Source organism: Tsuneonella mangrovi (genome assembly GCF_002269345.1).
In the GTDB taxonomy this organism is placed as follows: Bacteria; Pseudomonadota; Alphaproteobacteria; order Sphingomonadales; family Sphingomonadaceae; genus Tsuneonella; species Tsuneonella mangrovi.
In genome coordinates this window covers 2,389,245-2,404,476 of record NZ_CP022889.1, presented here as the reverse complement: position 1 = coordinate 2,404,476, position 15,232 = coordinate 2,389,245, and the positions used below count along the sequence as shown (strand labels likewise).

Below are 15,232 nucleotides of genomic sequence, written 5' to 3'. Positions count from 1 at the left end.
GAACGAGGAAATGGTGCCGCTTACGTGACTCGAACACGTGACCCCATCATTACGAATGATGTGCTCTACCAACTGAGCTAAAGCGGCACTGCGCGCTGCCCTTATGCGGCAGCGAGGTGCGCTGCAACGGAATTTGCCGTTGCACGGATGTGGAGGCCCGAGCCGGAATCGAACCGGCGTATACGGATTTGCAGTCCGCTGCGTCACCACTCCGCCATCGGGCCTCGCCCCCGCCGTAACGGGGAAGCGGCCCCCTAGCCGCTCGCGCGCGGCATGGCAATCGCCTTCACCCGCCGATCGGCTACCCTCTGGCGCTTTCGCGTCGCTTCGGTATGGGATGGCCGCCATGAGCTTTTCCCGATTGGTCGAAGCGGTCCCCTCTGAAGAGCGCACCGTCACCCTCCCCGGCGCCGAAAACTGGATGCAGGGCCGCACTTTGTTCGGCGGCGCGTCCGCTGCACTGGCGCTCACGGCAGTACGCAAGGCGATGCCGGAACTGCCGCCGTTTCGAGCGGCGCAGGTCGGCTTCGTGGCACCGGTAGGCACCGAAATGGCTTTCCGGGTCGCAATGGTGCGCCAGGGTCGCAACGTGACCCAGGTGCGCAGCGACATCGTGTGCGAGGGGGCTCTGGCGTTTACCGCGCTGATGCTGTTCGGGGCCGAGCGAGAACCCAACGCGCTGCACCCGGCGGGGCGTGCTGATCCATGGCCGGGGCCACCCGAAGATGCCGAAGAGGTCCCCAACAAAGCCGACCCGAGCTATTTCATCCACAACCTCGAGATTCGGCGAGGTCAGGAAGAACGTGGTGCCGGCACACCTCTGGTTCGTCGCTGGGTCCGGCTGAAGGACCGCGAACGGATCGACCCGGTGATCGAAGCGCTCGTGCTGGGCGACGCGCTGCCGCCCGGATCGATGCGGGCGATGCAACGTCAGGGGCCACTCAGCTCGATCAACTGGAGCTTCAACCTGCTCGATCCCGCACCCGTGACGCGCGACGGGTGGTATCTCGCCGAATCCGCCAGCGACCACGCCGATCACGGTTACTCGAGCGAGCGTCTTCGGCTGTGGAACGCCGACGGCGAACAAATCCTGGCCGGGATGCAAGCGGCGGCGATTTTCGGTTAGCGAGCCTCAGGCACCTCAGACGTCGACGTAGTTCGCGGGTCGTTTCTCCATGCCCGCCATCACCGCTTCGACCTGGTTCTTCGAGCGCATCAGCTGGTGCTGCTCGAGGCTCTCGTCCATCAGCAGCGCATCGGTCGACTTGTCGGCCATTGCGTTGGCCAGCCGCTTGGCGCCGCGGATCGCGTGCGGACTGCGGTCGGCAATTGTCCGGGCGATTCCGATCGCGACGGTCAAGGGATCTTCATCGACATGCGTTGCGAGGCCGAATTCCTTGGCCTCCGCGCCGGTGAATTCGCGGTTGGTGTAGGTCAGCTCGCGCAGATAATCGTCGCGGATCAGCCCGCGCCACAGGGCATATCCGCCCATGTCGGGAACCAGCCCCCATTTGAGCTCCATGATCGCCATGCGCGTATCGGGTGCAACCACCCGGATGTCCGCTCCGCTGGCAATCTGCAGCCCGCCGCCAAAGCATACGCCGTGGACCGCCGCGATCACCGGCACCGGCAACTTGCGCCACTGCATCGCAACCTGCTGCGCAAGATTGGCGTTGCCGTGAGTCCGCTCGGTCAGCGGCGGCTCGTTCTCGCGCGAGGCGGCGAACCGGCCCAGATCGAGCCCGGCGCAGAACGCCCGGCCTTCGCCAGCCAGCACGACTGCGCGCACGCCCTTGGCGTCGTGGAGCCACTGCCCCGCCTCGATCAGGCGACTGAACATATCCGGGTCGAGCGCGTTCATCTTGTCCGCCCGGATCATTCGGACCTGGGCAACGCCGTCGTCGTCGACAGCAATCGAAACGCGATCGTTCTTGCGAAATTCCATGCTTCCAGCTCCTCGTCATGACTGGTGCGGTCTCGCGCGACCGTCGCGCATGACCGCGCGCGAGTCCAGTTGCAAAACGGTCAGTGGCCCAGCCGGTACCCGCCGGCCGGATCGGTTTCGACCAGGCCGCGCAGGCCAAAGCGATCCAGCTTGGCGCGCAGACGTGCAACGTGGACTTCGAGACTGTTGGTTTCGGGAATGTGCCGCAATCGCCATACGTCGCTGATCAGCGCGCAACGACTGACCCGCTGGCCGGCCGATTCGGCCAGCCGCCACAACACGGCGAACTCGCGCGGTCGTAAGCGCAGCCAGGTTTCCCCGACCCGGGCATCGCGATGCATCAGGTCGAGCGTGACCGGGCCGACACGGAACGTTCTTGGGGGAACGGACAACCCGGATCCGATCGCTGGCGCACACATGACAAGGGTCAGAGATGGCCCCCACTACGCATGCTGAACACCCGCGTGCGAGTCACCACAAGGTGATCGATCAGGTGGAGTTCGAGAGCTTCGATTATCGTGCTGAGCCGCTTGGTCTCCGAGACATCGAGCGCACTGGGCCGACAATCGCCGGAGGGATGATTGTGTGCCAGCAGCAGGCCCGCCGCCCCCACCTCGAGCGCGCGTTCGACCAGCGGTCGTGCGCGGGCTTCGATCCGCGACAGGCTGCCCGCGGCAACGAGTTCGTCACCCAGATAGCGACGCTCGCGATCGCAATAGATCACCAGCAGCCGCTCTGCAGGCATTCCCCCGATCTGGTGGCGGAGATAGCGGTGAAGCAGCGGGTCACTGCTATCGACAGGCGTTCCGACCAGCTCTTCGCGCAGCGCGGCATCGACCAGTCGGCGCGCGGCGAAGATCGCGGCACATGCCCGTTCGTGGCCGCCGGCGGCGTGGCGCAACTGCGAGAGGCTGGCGCCTAACAGTCGTTCGAGCGAACCGAACCTGTCGATCAGCCGTTGCGCGACCTCGACCGCGGCATCACCCGCGAATGGCTCGAGAAGCTCCGCCACGAGGGATACGGCCCGTACCGGCGAACCCGACGGTAATGCGCCCAGATCGCCCCTGCGAGCAGAAACGTCTGCAAATAGGATGGGATGACGTACATCATCGAGTACGCCAGCAGTGAAATCTGCTGGACCATGTCCTTCGCAAGGTGCGCCATCAGCGCGATCACCTGGAGAGCGGCGAACCACAGCGGATAGATCCTGTTGGCGTAGAGCGCGACCGGCACGGCCACAAGTGTGCCGACAATGTCGATGACAAGGTGCCCGGTCTGGACCCTGTCGACAGCGATTCCACCGAACAGTGCATGGTTGAAGATGTCGGCAACCTTGAACCAGACAAGGATGCCGGCCAGTGCCCGCTCGGGGCCGCCGCCCCAACGCCACGCTGCCAGTGCCACGAGCGCAAACGTTGCCGTCTGGAACCAGACACGAAATTCACCGGGCGGAAACCACATCGGCTTGCGATACGGATTCGGGCGACGGAACGGAAGCGCTGAAGTCATCGGCGATTGCCGACGGAGCAATTTGCGTGCCGGAATCGTCGTCCGGTCCCAGAGTCTCCCGCGCCAGACGACTGAGCTCATCGTGGACTCGAAGCAGGTTTGTCGAAAGCGATAGCGCCTGCTGCTCCGCTTGGGTCAGCCGCAGTAGCGCCTTCTGGCCGGCGTCGACTGAAAGTTGCGGGTTCTGGCGCGCGCGGACAATGGCCTGCTTGAGCCTGGAACAAGCAATCATCGCTTCGTCGCTGACCGCTTCGGCCTCGCGCACCAGCTTGCGAATTCCGATCGCGTCGTTGCGAATTTTCTCTGACATTGGATCAGCCTCCGGCGGGTCGAACCCGCCGTGCTCATCCGGGGGGTTGGGAATTCGCTTCGGAGATGACGACTCGCCCTTCGAACACCTTGCTCAGCGAGAGCGAAGCCGTCACCACCAGCACGACAGCGGCAATCATGCCGAATGCCAAGCCAATGATGACGGCCAGGCGGAGGAGGACGGCATTGTCGCCATCGAGCACTCCAGGGACTACCCGGGGCTCGTCCTTCACCAACCACGGCGCCTCGATCGCAATTGGCGCTGCGTCGGAAAGAACGAATTCCCCGGGTGCGACCCTGGGACGGTTCTCTCCGCTGCCGGCGGGATCTGGAACCTGAGGATTTCTCCATGCAGGTTTCCTGCAGGCCTCCGAAAGATGTTCGTCTCCGGAGACAGAAGGCTCATAAGTCTCGTCGGCCCTCCATGCCTCGACCAGATCGGACAGGCTGTTCACCCCGAAGGCATCCTTCAGTGCCTTTACGTGCTGGTTGACGCGCGATTCGGAAATGCCGAGGTCGCCAGCGATCGCCTTGAGCGGCTGGCGCCGGTCAATTCCTTCCAGGACAGCGCGTTGCCGCTCGGTGAGTTCGCGATCGATCAGTTCTGGCATGCGATTCTGCTACATTCCTGATTAGCAGACATAGTCGAACTGCCGATCATCGGCAAACCGTCCGACCGCCAGGGACGGTTCAAGCTGCCGAGCTGTTGATCCCCAGCGACTGGAAGTAGCGCTTCACATTGCGTGCGGCCTGGCGCAAGCGCTGCTCGTTCTCGACCAGCGCGATCCGCACATAGCCTTCGCCGTCCTCGCCATATCCGACCCCTGGGGCAACCGCGACTTCGGCGTGAGTGAGGAGCTGCTTGGAGAACTCGAGGCTGCCCATGTCCCTGAGCGCCGGCGGCAGAGGCGCCCAGGCGAACATGCTTGCGGGCGGCGGCGGGATATCCCATCCGGCGCGGCCGAACGCCTCGACCATCACGTCTCGCCGCTTGTGATAGAGGTTGCGGTTCTTCTCGACGATATCCTGCGGGCCATTGAGCGCCGCACAGGCTGCTGCCTGGATCGGAGTGAACGCGCCGTAGTCCAAGTACGACTTCACCCGCGTCATCGCCGCAATCAAATGCTTGTTGCCGACTGCAAAGCCCATTCGCCAGCCGGCCATCGAATAGGTCTTGGACAACGAAGTGAATTCGACCGCGACATCCTTCGCCCCCTTGACCTGCATGATCGAAGGGGTCGGATTGCCGTCGTAGTAAAGCTCCGAATAGGCGAGGTCGGACAGGATCCAGACCTCGTTCTCCTTCGCCCACGCGACCAGCCGCTCGTAGAACGCCAGGTCGACCACCTCGGCGGTCGGGTTGGAGGGATAATTGACCACAAGCACGCTCGGGCGCGGCACGGTGAAGTGCATCGCCTTGTCGAGGCTGCGCCAGTAATTTTCGTCGGGCGTGGTCGGCACCGAGCGGATCGTCGCCCCGGCAATGATGAACCCGAAAGTGTGAATCGGGTAGCTCGGGTTGGGCGCCAGCACGACATCGCCCGGCGCGGTGATCGCGGTTGCGAGGCTGGCGAGCCCTTCCTTCGAGCCCATCGTGACCACGACTTCGCTTTCCGGATCAAGCTCGACCCCGAAGCGGTTAGCGTAGTAGTTCGCCTGCGCACGACGCAAACCGGGGATGCCTTTCGACTGCGAATAGCCATGTGCATCGGGTTTGCGTGCGACCTCGCACAGCTTGTCGATCACATGATCGGGCGGCGGCAGGTCGGGGTTGCCCATGCCCAGGTCGATGATGTCCTTGCCCGCCGCTCGAGCGGCCGCGCGCATCCCGTTGACTTCGGCGATGACATAGGGCGGCAAGCGCTTGATGCGGTAGAATTCGTCGTCCATCTTTCCCAGGTTCTGGCTAGGCCCGGGGCACCATGCCGCCGGGTAGGCATCGCCATATGCGATATTTCTTTGCGGCGAAACAGCCGATCATGCAAAGATAGTTGCGCAAGATTCGCGAGGTGCCGCCGATGGCCGACGACACGAGCAACCAGACCGACCCGTTCGCTGCATTCTTCGACATGCAAGGCGAAGCGATGCGCGAGTTGTGGGGCCAAATTCTGCCGGGTGGAGCCCCTTCCCCGCTGCAAAACTGGAACGAGATCGGCGAATGGGCCGGGACTGCACAGAAGCTGCAGGCAATGTGGCTCGAATTCGTGACCGAAAAGGCGCGCGAAACCACAACCCAATCGCCACCCATCGATCCGGCCCAGTTCATGCTGATGTCGCAAGGGTGGGCCAAATCGGCAACATTCGATCCCGGTTCGGCACAGAAGTTCGCTCAGGACGGGCTGAAGTTGTGGCAGGGCGTGCTCGGCTCGGCGCTGGGCGGCAAACAGCAGCAAGAACCCGAGCTGCCGCGCAAGGACCGGCGGTTCTCTGATCCTGCGTGGCGCAACCATCCGGCGTTCGCGCTGCTCCACCAGATCTACCTGATGCTGGCAGAATACCTCGTGCAGGCAGCCGACGACGTGCAGGGAGTCGATCCCGAGAAGAAGGAGCAACTGACCTTCGCAACCCGCGCGCTGGTCGAGGCGATGAGTCCCGACAACTTCGTGCTGACCAACCCGGTGGTGCTCCAGCGCACGATCGAAACGAAGGGCGAGAATCTCGTCAAGGGAATGGGGCACCTGATCGAGGACCTGAAGCGCGGCCAACTCAGCCACACCGATTCGGGAGCGTTCAAGCTGGGCGAAAACATTGCCGCGACCCCCGGCAAAGTGGTCCACGAAACCCCGCTCTACCAGTTGATCCAGTACACTCCGACCACCGAGACGGTGCTCGACGTGCCGCTGGTGATCTTCCCGCCATGGATCAACCGCTTCTACATCCTCGACCTGACACCAAAGAAGAGCTTCATCAAATGGGCGCTCGACCAGGGGATCAGCACGTTCGTGGTCAGCTGGAAATCGGCCGACGCGAGCATGAAGGACGTGGTGTGGGACGATTACATCCGCGCCCAGATCGATGCGATCGACCACGTGCGCGAAAGGCTCGATGTCCCGTCGGTCCACACGATCGGCTATTGCGTGGCGGGCACCACGCTCGCCGCGACGCTGGCGATCCTTGCCCGGCGCGGAGAGGCCGACAAGGTCCGCAGCGCGACCTTCTTCACTGCGCAGGTCGACTTCGAGAAAGCCGGCGAGCTCAAGCATTTCATCGACGACGGCCAGCTCGACATGATCGGCAAGCTTTCGCCCGAAGGCTATCTCGATGGGCGCTATCTCGCCGCTACCTTCAACATGCTCCGCGGGCGCGACCTGATCTGGAACTACGTGGTCAACAACTACCTGTTGGGCGAAGACTATCCGGCATTCGACCTGCTCCACTGGAACGGCGACGTTACCAACCTGCCATCGAAATGGCATAATGACTACTTGCGCGATCTTTACCGCGACAACCGGCTGGTCGTGCCCGACAGCATGTCTGCCGACGGCACGCCGATCGACCTGACCCGGATCGAAACCCCGATCTACATCCAGGCCGGTCGCGAGGATCACATTGCCCCCGCTGAAAGCGTGTGGCGCATGACCCGCCACGTGCGTGGGCCAACCACCTTCCTGCTCGCAGGTTCCGGCCACATCGCGGGGGTGGTCAACCCGCCCGCTGCAGGCAAGTACCAGTACTGGACCGGCGACAGCCATGCGAATTCTCTCGCCGAATTCATCGAGGGGGCCGAGGAGCATCCCGGCAGCTGGTGGCCGCACTGGCTCGGCTGGCTCGAAGGACTCGATGCCACGCGCGTCAAGGCCAAGGGAAGGCGCGTGCCGGGTGGAAGCAAAAAGGACACTGTGATCGAGGACGCACCGGGGCGCTATGTGAAGACCCGCTAGCGTACTGGCTCCGCGCTGCACAAATGGCGGGTGCGACGAACCGTTTCCTACTTATGTTGCACTGCACAAAAAATGCTTGACTTCGCGCTTGCGAGGCTTATTTTGTGCAGTGCAACATAGGAGCGAAGTGCGATGGCCAATGCCACCGATCCGAAGACTGAAGAGCTGAAAGCGGACGCCGCAGCCGAGAAAGCCTACGCTGAAGCGGCCAAGGAAGTGGCAGCCAAGAAGGCAGTCGCCTCTGCCCCTGCAAAGGCCGCCGCCGCCAAAGCTGCGCCGGTCGCCAAGAAGGTTCCGGCCAAGACCGTGAAGAAGGTCGCCGCGAAAAAGGCTGCACTCAAGAAGCCCGCTGCAAAGAAGGTTGCTGCCAAGCCAGCCGCCAAGGCCCCCGCCAAGAAGGCAGCCGCCGCTCCTAAACCCGTCACGACCAGCAAGCCCACCGTATTCAATCCCAAGGAAGCCATCATGACCAAGACCACCGATTTCACCAAGACCGTCAAGGAAGCCGCTGCCGACCTGCAGACCAAGGCGAAGGCCGGCTTCGAAAAGGCCAAGACCTACGCGACCGACGTCGCCGAGTTCAGCAAGGGCAATTTCGACGCGACCGTCGAGTCGACCAAGATCCTCGCCAGCGGCGTGCAGGACATGGCGCGCGGCGAAGTCGAAGCTGCCAAGTCGGCCTACGAAACCGCCACTGCCGACATGAAGGCGTTCGCCGGCATCAAGAGCCCGACCGACCTGTTCAAGCTGCAGGGCGAGATCGCCCGCCGCAACTTCGACGCTGCGGTTGCGCACTACTCGAAGAACGCCGAAGCCACCATGAAGCTCGCCAACGACGCGTTCGCGCCGATCTCGAGCCGCATGAGCCTGGCTGCCGAGAAGTTCTCGAAGGTCGCCTGACCCGATCAAACGTCAGCCGGGTCTCCTCTCTAGCCCGGCTGCGGTCCCGGCGGGCCGGACGGTGCAAACCGTCCGGCCCGTTCGCGTTTGCGGGGAATTAACCAGCGAGAGTGCATCTTCGCTCTCGCATCTTGCCCTCGCCCGATTGCATACGATATTGCGGACCATGATGTCCCAGCACCGCCTTGCCTTTGACCCGACCCGCCGCGGCGCAGCTGTCCGCGCTGCCGACGAGGGCGACGACAGCGACGATACGCTGGGTACCGACGGCGAAGTCGGCATTGCCACCAAGACCAAGGCCAAGCCCAAGAAGCCGAGCCAGTACAAGGTGCTGATGCTCAACGACGATTATACCCCGATGGAATTCGTGGTGATCGTGCTCAAGCGGTTCTTCCGCATGGACCTGGAGCAGGCAACGCGGGTGATGCTCCACGTTCACCAGCGCGGGGTCGGGGTTTGCGGCGTGTTTCCCTATGAAGTTGCAGAGACCAAGGTGAACCAGGTGATGGATTTCGCGCGCGAGAACCAGCACCCGCTACAATGCACGCTCGAGAAGGCCTGACGGCCAGTCCCCAATTCCGTAGCGCCTAACCCTCTGCGCGGCCTTGCGAAAACACGAACCGCACCTGCTCTCCGACGATCCGCAGTTGCTTGGCGACCTCTGGATCGACACAGCTCCCGGCATCATCGAACGTATCGGGCCCGATCCGCAGCGCCGCACCGAACGGCGTGGGCCAGCCGCGCAAGGCGTGAACGATCGTGCGGAGCGTAATCATCGCCGTCACCGCTGCCTGGTGCCCGTGCGCCGTGACGATCAGCCCGACCGGTCGATCGTGGAGGTAAATCCGTTCGTCTCCGGCCAGTTCCTCGATATAATCGAGCGCATTCTTGAGCACGCCGGAGATCGTGCCGTGATAGCCCGGTGACGCGATCACCAGCGCATCACAGTCGCGGATCGCATCGACCATTTCGCGCCCCGAATCCGGCGTCCAGCCGGGTCCGTGGTAGAACGGCAGCGAAGTCATATAGCTGCCATCGAAAATCCGCACCTCATCGCCCGCGCGCTCGGCCTCGCTGCAAGCAAGGCGCAGCGCCTGCTCGGTGCTGCTATCCGGGCGCGTGGTTCCGCCAATTCCGACGATCAGGCTCATGTCCGCGGGCATAGCCTGCCTGCGCCATTTGCCAACCCCGCCAATGCGGCAGGTTCAGCGTGGCCCGGTCAGTCCGAACGCCCTGTGCCCGTTGACCTCGATCAATGACATCGCCGCCGCAGCGGCATAGATTGAGACATGCTCGCAAAGGAGTTTGCCATGATCGACATCGACACCTCTGACCCGGACTTCGTGGTCCTGTCGCCGCATGGGGCGCTCAGCCAGAGCGACTTCGATACGCTGGCCGATATTGTCGACACCCGGATCAACGAGACCGACAAGGTCCCCAACCTCGTGATCGTGCTCGACCACCTGCCGCACTGGGAGGGGTTGGGCGCGATGGCGCGGCACTTCGAGTTCGTGAAGGTTCACGGCAAGGTCGTGCGCAAAGTCGCGATCGTCGGCGATTCGGCGCTGCTCTCGCTCGGGCCGGAGATCGCCGACCGCTTCGTTTCCGCCAAGGTCCGCCATTTTCCCGCCAGCCGCCTCGACGAAGCGAAGGCGTGGGCCCGCAGTGAGGCTGACGATCCCGGACGCTTCGAGTTGATCGACGGGCTCCCGCGCGACGTCATCGCCCTGCGCGCGGTGGGGGTCATCACCGCGCAGGACTATGCCGATACGCTCGTCCCGCTGGTCGAGGAAAAGCTCAAGGTGCACGACCACATCAAGTGCCTGGTGGTACTCGACGACGACTTCATCGGATACTCGGGCCATGCCGCGTGGGAGGACCTCAAGCTGGGTATACGCCACCCGATCGCGTTCGAACGCTGTGCGCTGGTGACCGACATCGGCTGGATCGCCAAGGCGGGCCGCCTGCTTTCGCCGCTGATGCCGTTCGCGTTCCACGCCTTCCCGCTGGCTGAACTGGAGCAGGCCAAGAGCTGGGTGAAGCGTTGAGCGCCCTTGCGGCAGGAATGCCCTAGCCCGGGTTCCCGGGGACGCCGGGGACGCCTTCCAGCTCGATCCAGTCCTGCTTGCTCGCGGTCCAGAACTGGATTTGCGGGGCGAAGTCCGATGTATCGTCGAACGTGCCGGCTTTGATGAAGATCATGTCCGGCTGCGAGGGCACGCGGGTAAACACCGGCGATCCGCAGGTCGGGCAGAACTGGCGGTAGACCTCGTCGCCGCTGGTGCCGTGATCGGTGTAGGTGGTTACTTCGCCCTCGATCTCGACCGCCGCCTTGGGCAGGCCGACCAGCATCGACCACCCGCTGCCCGATTGGCGCTGGCAGTTCTTGCAGTGGCACACCGCCTGCATCAGCGGTTCGCCGGTAAAGCTGTAGCGCACTGCGCCGCACAGGCAGCCGCCGGTCTTGGGGGTGGTCATCGATCGCTCTCCTCGTGTTTCGTCATTTGCCTTCAGTCCGGCTTCTTCCAGTCGTGCGACAGCAGCTTGACCGTCACCCGCCCTGTGGCGACCACCGTGCCGCCTGCATCCAGCATCGGCACTTCGGCAACGTAAGTCGCGCTGCCCTTGCGCTCGAGATCGGCCAGCAGGCCGTCCATCTCGGCATCGGACAGGGTATATTCGGCGGTCACGTCGCTTGCCGCCATACGGTGGAAGTCGACCGCGATATCCTTGATGATCGGGAAGTACTTCGCGGTGTCGAGAATCGATATCCCCGGCCCTGCCGCCACCGCTTCGGCCAGCACGGTAAACGCGCCGAGATACATCACCCCGACATGGTTTTCGTTCGGCCCCAGCGGCATCAGCAGCTTCGAATGCCCGCGCGCTTCCTCCAGCCGCTGCATCCCCGTCCGCTCGACGAACGGGACGCGGTACTTGGGTTTCTCGCTCGCCGCCGCTTCACTCATCACCCGATCACCACATTCTCGTGGCTGACGAACGCGAACGAGCGCGTGAAATCAATGAACCGCGCCTCGTCTTCCAGCAGGATCGCGCCATGCTTGCGCCCCTCGGGGGTGGCGCGGGCGGCGAGCAGCGCCTCTTCCGAATCGAACCACAATTCTGCCAGCCCGTCGAAATCGACATCGTCGCCATGCACCATCCCGCGCGCCTGCGCAGTTCCATCGGCAATCGGGTGCTCGAATGTGTGCGACTGGACATAGCGGCGAATCCCCAGCGCCTCTGCCGCAGCGCGCACCAGCGGGGCGTGATTTTCCCGCCAATGCTTCTGGAATTCTTCGCGGGTGAGCGAGGGCAAGCGGTGGACGCACAAGGTGAGCTTGAGCAAGGCGCATTCCTTTCCCGGTTCCGCCGATCGAGCGGTGATGCGCCGTTGTGCCAGCCGATTGGCCGGTTGGCGAGTCGCTGAATGCGACATGGTGGAACACATGGAACACAGTCCTGGAGAAGAAAATCCGGGGCGAGATGATCGACCGGTTTGCTGCGGATCGCCGATGCGGCAGGCAAAGAGGATACACGCGAGATCATCCCGCAAACCATGCCGCAGATGGAGGCGTGTAGGAAAGGTTTGGGCGCGCCGCGCGTCATGGCGTATGCTCTGCGCCAGGGCTGGACAATTGGGGCCACGATGATCGGACAACTCGCCATATCGACGGCAATGGTGCTGCTGACCGTCGCGATCCACGGTGCGGGACTACTGGTGCTCAGCCGCATGTTGCGGATCGAGCAGCGGGAGGAACGCGCGGAGCACATCTCCGCCGTCAGCCCCAAGGGCATCGCGTTCACCTTCGCGGTGGTGCTGGGCCTGTTCGCGATCCACGGGATCGAGATCTGGCTCTATGCCGCGCTGTACCTTGCGGCGGGCGCCCTGCCCGACTTGCAGACCTCGGTCTATTTCTCGACCATCACGTACGGCACCGTGGGATATGACGACGCGGGGCTTAGCCGTGCGTGGCAACTGGTCGCGGCGATCGAGGGGGTCAATGGCGTGCTGCTGCTCGGTTGGTCGACCGCGTTCTTCGTCTCGCTGATCGCGCGAATGGGGCTCAAATAAGGTTTGGTTCGCGCGGTGCGCTAACGAACGCAGGTAAGGCCCGGATGGGGGGTCTACAAGAAAGATCTTGCTGCACTGGCCGGACTGTCGAAACGGCGCTGCACCGAATAAGGTGAATTACGGCGACGGCCAACTAACTCCCCAAAGCAGCACCTTGGCAAAAACTCCCACCGCACGCCGTGGTCATGTATGTCTCAACCTCAAGCTTCCATGTCCCGTTCACTCGCCGCCACTTGGCGGTGTAGCTGCCAGCAGCCCAATCGCCCGGACTGTCGACCTTTCCGCCGCGCCATGTGCCGACCTCCAGAGCCAGCGGAAAGATCGGCGAGAGCGTAATACTCGACGGCGTACGTTTGTATATGGTGCGGTTAGCGTTCGAGAAGCTCTTCTCCCATAATTCAACTTGCGCGGCCTTACCCCGAATGACGTGGCTTTCAGTGCCGCTGACGAGGATCGCATCATCGGCGAGCACCGCAGCGATCCTAGCAGCGTCGCCTTGCGCGAGCGCTCGGTTGAACACCTCGCGCTGAGCTCGGACAACCGCAGCAGCATCGGGATGCGGATCGGCAAGCGCAGGCGATTGCATCGTGAAAGCCACGATGAGCGCGGCAGCGGCGATGCCCCGGCTACTTGGCCGGAACATAGAGATCGCCGCCGTCGCGGTACTTTTCGCTCATCTCTTCCATCCCCTTCTCCGCTTCTTCGACGGCGATGAACTTGTCGGGGGCGCTGTTCTGCTTCGCCGCGAAGTCGCGCACTTCCTGCGTGATCTTCATGCTGCAGAACTTCGGCCCGCACATCGAGCAGAAGTGCGCCGTCTTGGCGCCTTCTGCGGGGAGGGTCTGGTCGTGATATTGCTCGGCCGTGTCGGGGTCGAGGCTCAGGTTGAACTGGTCGCGCCAGCGGAATTCGAAGCGGGCTTTCGACAGCGCATCGTCGCGGACCTTGGCCGCAGGATGCCCCTTGGCGAGGTCCGCCGCGTGGGCGGCGAGCTTGTAGGTCACCACGCCCACCTTCACGTCGTCGCGGTCGGGCAGGCCGAGGTGTTCCTTGGGCGTGACGTAGCAGAGCATCGCGGTGCCGTACCAGCCGATCTGCGCCGCGCCGATGCCGCTGGTGATGTGGTCGTAACCCGGCGCGATATCGGTGACGAGCGGCCCGAGGGTGTAGAACGGCGCCTCGCCGCACGCCTCCAGCTGCTTGTCCATGTTCTCCTTGATCTTGTGCATCGGCACGTGGCCGGGACCCTCGATCATCACCTGCACGTCTTGGCTCCACGCGCGCTTGGTCAGCTCGCCCAGCGTGTAGAGCTCGGCGAACTGCGCCTCGTCATTGGCGTCGGCGATCGAGCCGGGGCGTAGGCCGTCACCCAGCGAATAGGCGATGTCGTAAGCCTTCATGATCTCGGTGATCTCGTCGAAGCGTTCGTACAGGAAGCTCTCCTTGTGATGCGCGAGGCACCATTTCGCCATGATCGAGCCGCCACGGCTGACGATGCCGGTGACGCGCTTTGCGGTCATGGGCACGTAGGGCAGTCGCACCCCGGCGTGGATGGTGAAATAGTCGACGCCCTGCTCGGCCTGTTCGATCAGCGTGTCGCGGAAGATCTCCCAGGTCAGGTCCTCGGCAATGCCGCCGACCTTCTCCAGCGCCTGGTAGATCGGCACGGTGCCGATGGGGACAGGGCTGTTGCGGATGATCCATTCGCGGGTGTCGTGGATGTTGCGGCCGGTGCTGAGGTCCATCACCGTGTCTGCGCCCCAGCGGATCGACCAGACCATCTTGTCGACTTCGCTCGCCACGTCCGATGCCACGGCGGAATTGCCGATGTTGGCGTTGATCTTGACGAGGAAGTTGCGCCCGATCGCCATCGGCTCGGCTTCCGGGTGGTTGACGTTGGAGGGGATGATTGCCCTGCCCCGCGCGACTTCGTCGCGCACGAATTCGGGGGTGACGTATTCGGGGATCGATGCGCCCCACGAGTTGCCCTCGGGCATTTCACGCAGGCGCTCGCGGCCGAGGTTCTCGCGCTCTGCAACGTATTCCATCTCGGGCGTGATGATCCCGCGCCGGGCGTAGTGCATCTGGGAGAGGTTCGCGCCCGCTTTGGCGCGCAGCACGCTCTTGCGGACATTGGGGAACGCGGGGACGCCGCCAGAGCGATCCGGCCCGAGCTGTCCGTTGTCCTCCGGCTTCACTTCGCGGGCAGCGTATTCTTCCACATCGCCGCGGGCGAGCTGCCATTCGCGGCGTAGCTGCGGCAGGCCGGCGCGGATATCGATGCTTGCGGCAGGGTCGGTATAGGGGCCGGACGTGTCGTAAACCCGCACGCTCGGTTCGTCGCCCTCGAGGTCGATCTCGCGCATGGCGACCTTGAGCGGCCCCACGTGGATCTTGCGGCTGCCGCGGATCGGCCCGGTGGTAACGCCGATTTCGAGCTTGCTGTTGATGTCGGCCATGTGCGCGTGACTCCATGTAAGCGGAGGGCGCATGTCGGTTGCCGCACGCCCACTCCCTCCGCCGATATTAATCGGTTCAGGTTCGACGGGTCGCAGGGCGTGACACCTGCCTCTCAGCCGCTCTTGTCAGGCCTTCGCGAAAGATCGCTTGGGCCAG

Annotated in this window: 19 protein-coding genes and 2 tRNA genes; 6 read left to right on the top strand and 15 right to left on the bottom strand. The window is 63.6% G+C overall.

Annotated features, from left to right (window positions below):
* Positions 1 to 11: 11 nt before the first annotated feature.
* Positions 12 to 87: transfer RNA gene (locus tag CJO11_RS11720), tRNA-Thr, on the bottom strand.
* A gap of 63 nt (positions 88 to 150) precedes the next feature.
* Positions 151 to 224 (bottom strand) — tRNA-Cys (locus tag CJO11_RS11715).
* A 122-nt stretch (positions 225 to 346) separates the two neighbouring features.
* On the opposite strand from CJO11_RS11715, the gene CJO11_RS11710 reads away from it, so the two are divergent.
* Entirely contained in the window at positions 347 to 1,126 is a 780-nt protein-coding gene (locus CJO11_RS11710; RefSeq protein ID WP_095013386.1) for an acyl-CoA thioesterase, read from the top strand.
* Positions 1,127 to 1,141: 15 nt separating this feature from the next.
* On the opposite strand, the gene CJO11_RS11705 is transcribed toward CJO11_RS11710, so the two are convergent.
* The 7 genes from CJO11_RS11705 to CJO11_RS11675 form a co-directional block, all read right to left on the bottom strand.
* Entirely contained in the window at positions 1,142 to 1,945 is an 804-nt protein-coding gene (locus tag CJO11_RS11705; protein ID WP_095012869.1) for a crotonase/enoyl-CoA hydratase family protein, read from the bottom strand.
* Positions 1,946 to 2,025: 80 nt separating this feature from the next.
* The gene (locus tag CJO11_RS11700) at positions 2,026 to 2,337 is read right to left on the bottom strand and encodes a winged helix-turn-helix domain-containing protein (RefSeq protein ID WP_169829193.1); all 312 of its coding nucleotides are present in this window, start codon (positions 2,335 to 2,337) and stop codon (positions 2,026 to 2,028) included.
* Positions 2,338 to 2,372: 35 nt separating this feature from the next.
* Complete coding sequence (locus CJO11_RS11695; protein ID WP_095012867.1) at positions 2,373 to 2,957, bottom strand: JAB domain-containing protein; 585 nt, start codon at positions 2,955 to 2,957, stop codon at positions 2,373 to 2,375.
* The gene (locus tag CJO11_RS11690; protein WP_095012866.1) at positions 2,897 to 3,406 is read right to left on the bottom strand and encodes a hypothetical protein; all 510 of its coding nucleotides are present in this window, start codon (positions 3,404 to 3,406) and stop codon (positions 2,897 to 2,899) included. The genes CJO11_RS11695 and CJO11_RS11690 overlap by 61 nt, the downstream gene beginning before the upstream one ends.
* Positions 3,387 to 3,764: a hypothetical protein gene (locus CJO11_RS11685; protein WP_205651072.1), complete on the bottom strand. Its 378-nt coding sequence runs from the start codon at positions 3,762 to 3,764 to the stop codon at positions 3,387 to 3,389. Before CJO11_RS11685 ends, CJO11_RS11690 begins: the two co-directional genes overlap by 20 nt.
* A 34-nt stretch (positions 3,765 to 3,798) precedes the next feature.
* Complete coding sequence (locus tag CJO11_RS11680) at positions 3,799 to 4,374, bottom strand: LuxR C-terminal-related transcriptional regulator (RefSeq protein WP_095012865.1); 576 nt, start codon at positions 4,372 to 4,374, stop codon at positions 3,799 to 3,801.
* 79 nt (positions 4,375 to 4,453) lie between these two features.
* Positions 4,454 to 5,653, bottom strand: a complete 1,200-nt coding sequence (locus tag CJO11_RS11675) for an LL-diaminopimelate aminotransferase (RefSeq protein WP_095012864.1) — start codon at positions 5,651 to 5,653, stop codon at positions 4,454 to 4,456.
* A gap of 128 nt (positions 5,654 to 5,781) precedes the next feature.
* On the opposite strand from CJO11_RS11675, the gene CJO11_RS11670 reads away from it, so the two are divergent.
* From CJO11_RS11670 to clpS, 3 genes are all read left to right on the top strand, one after another.
* Entirely contained in the window at positions 5,782 to 7,644 is a 1,863-nt protein-coding gene (locus CJO11_RS11670) for a PHA/PHB synthase family protein (protein WP_095013385.1), read from the top strand.
* A 132-nt stretch (positions 7,645 to 7,776) separates the two neighbouring features.
* Positions 7,777 to 8,544, top strand: a complete 768-nt coding sequence (locus CJO11_RS11665; RefSeq protein ID WP_095012863.1) for a phasin family protein — start codon at positions 7,777 to 7,779, stop codon at positions 8,542 to 8,544.
* A 166-nt stretch (positions 8,545 to 8,710) separates the two neighbouring features.
* A complete protein-coding gene (clpS, locus tag CJO11_RS11660; RefSeq protein WP_240504483.1) occupies positions 8,711 to 9,106 on the top strand; it encodes an ATP-dependent Clp protease adapter ClpS in 396 nt (131 codons plus the stop codon).
* A gap of 25 nt (positions 9,107 to 9,131) precedes the next feature.
* Here the strand turns inward: clpS and CJO11_RS11655 are convergent, their stop codons facing one another.
* Complete coding sequence (locus CJO11_RS11655; RefSeq protein ID WP_169829192.1) at positions 9,132 to 9,695, bottom strand: NADPH-dependent FMN reductase; 564 nt, start codon at positions 9,693 to 9,695, stop codon at positions 9,132 to 9,134.
* A 159-nt stretch (positions 9,696 to 9,854) separates the two neighbouring features.
* On the opposite strand from CJO11_RS11655, the gene CJO11_RS11650 reads away from it, so the two are divergent.
* A complete protein-coding gene (locus tag CJO11_RS11650) occupies positions 9,855 to 10,592 on the top strand; it encodes a SpoIIAA family protein (protein ID WP_169829191.1) in 738 nt (245 codons plus the stop codon).
* A gap of 22 nt (positions 10,593 to 10,614) precedes the next feature.
* On the opposite strand, the gene CJO11_RS11645 is transcribed toward CJO11_RS11650, so the two are convergent.
* From CJO11_RS11645 to CJO11_RS11635, 3 genes are read right to left on the bottom strand one after another with little or no spacing between them, the layout of a single operon-like run.
* Complete coding sequence (locus CJO11_RS11645) at positions 10,615 to 11,022, bottom strand: GFA family protein (RefSeq protein ID WP_095012860.1); 408 nt, start codon at positions 11,020 to 11,022, stop codon at positions 10,615 to 10,617.
* A 32-nt stretch (positions 11,023 to 11,054) separates the two neighbouring features.
* Complete coding sequence (locus CJO11_RS11640) at positions 11,055 to 11,510, bottom strand: PaaI family thioesterase (RefSeq protein WP_095012859.1); 456 nt, start codon at positions 11,508 to 11,510, stop codon at positions 11,055 to 11,057.
* Entirely contained in the window at positions 11,510 to 11,890 is a 381-nt protein-coding gene (locus CJO11_RS11635; protein ID WP_095013383.1) for an EthD domain-containing protein, read from the bottom strand. Before CJO11_RS11635 ends, CJO11_RS11640 begins: the two co-directional genes overlap by 1 nt.
* 300 nt (positions 11,891 to 12,190) lie before the next feature.
* On the opposite strand from CJO11_RS11635, the gene CJO11_RS11630 reads away from it, so the two are divergent.
* Entirely contained in the window at positions 12,191 to 12,616 is a 426-nt protein-coding gene (locus CJO11_RS11630; protein ID WP_095013382.1) for an ion channel, read from the top strand.
* A gap of 133 nt (positions 12,617 to 12,749) precedes the next feature.
* On the opposite strand, the gene CJO11_RS11625 is transcribed toward CJO11_RS11630, so the two are convergent.
* Positions 12,750 to 13,259 (bottom strand): nuclear transport factor 2 family protein, encoded by a 510-nt coding sequence (locus CJO11_RS11625; RefSeq protein WP_095012858.1) that lies wholly within the window; start codon positions 13,257 to 13,259, stop codon positions 12,750 to 12,752.
* A complete protein-coding gene (gene thiC, locus CJO11_RS11620) occupies positions 13,243 to 15,075 on the bottom strand; it encodes a phosphomethylpyrimidine synthase ThiC (RefSeq protein ID WP_095012857.1) in 1,833 nt (610 codons plus the stop codon). Before thiC ends, CJO11_RS11625 begins: the two co-directional genes overlap by 17 nt.
* Positions 15,076 to 15,232 lie beyond the last annotated feature (157 nt).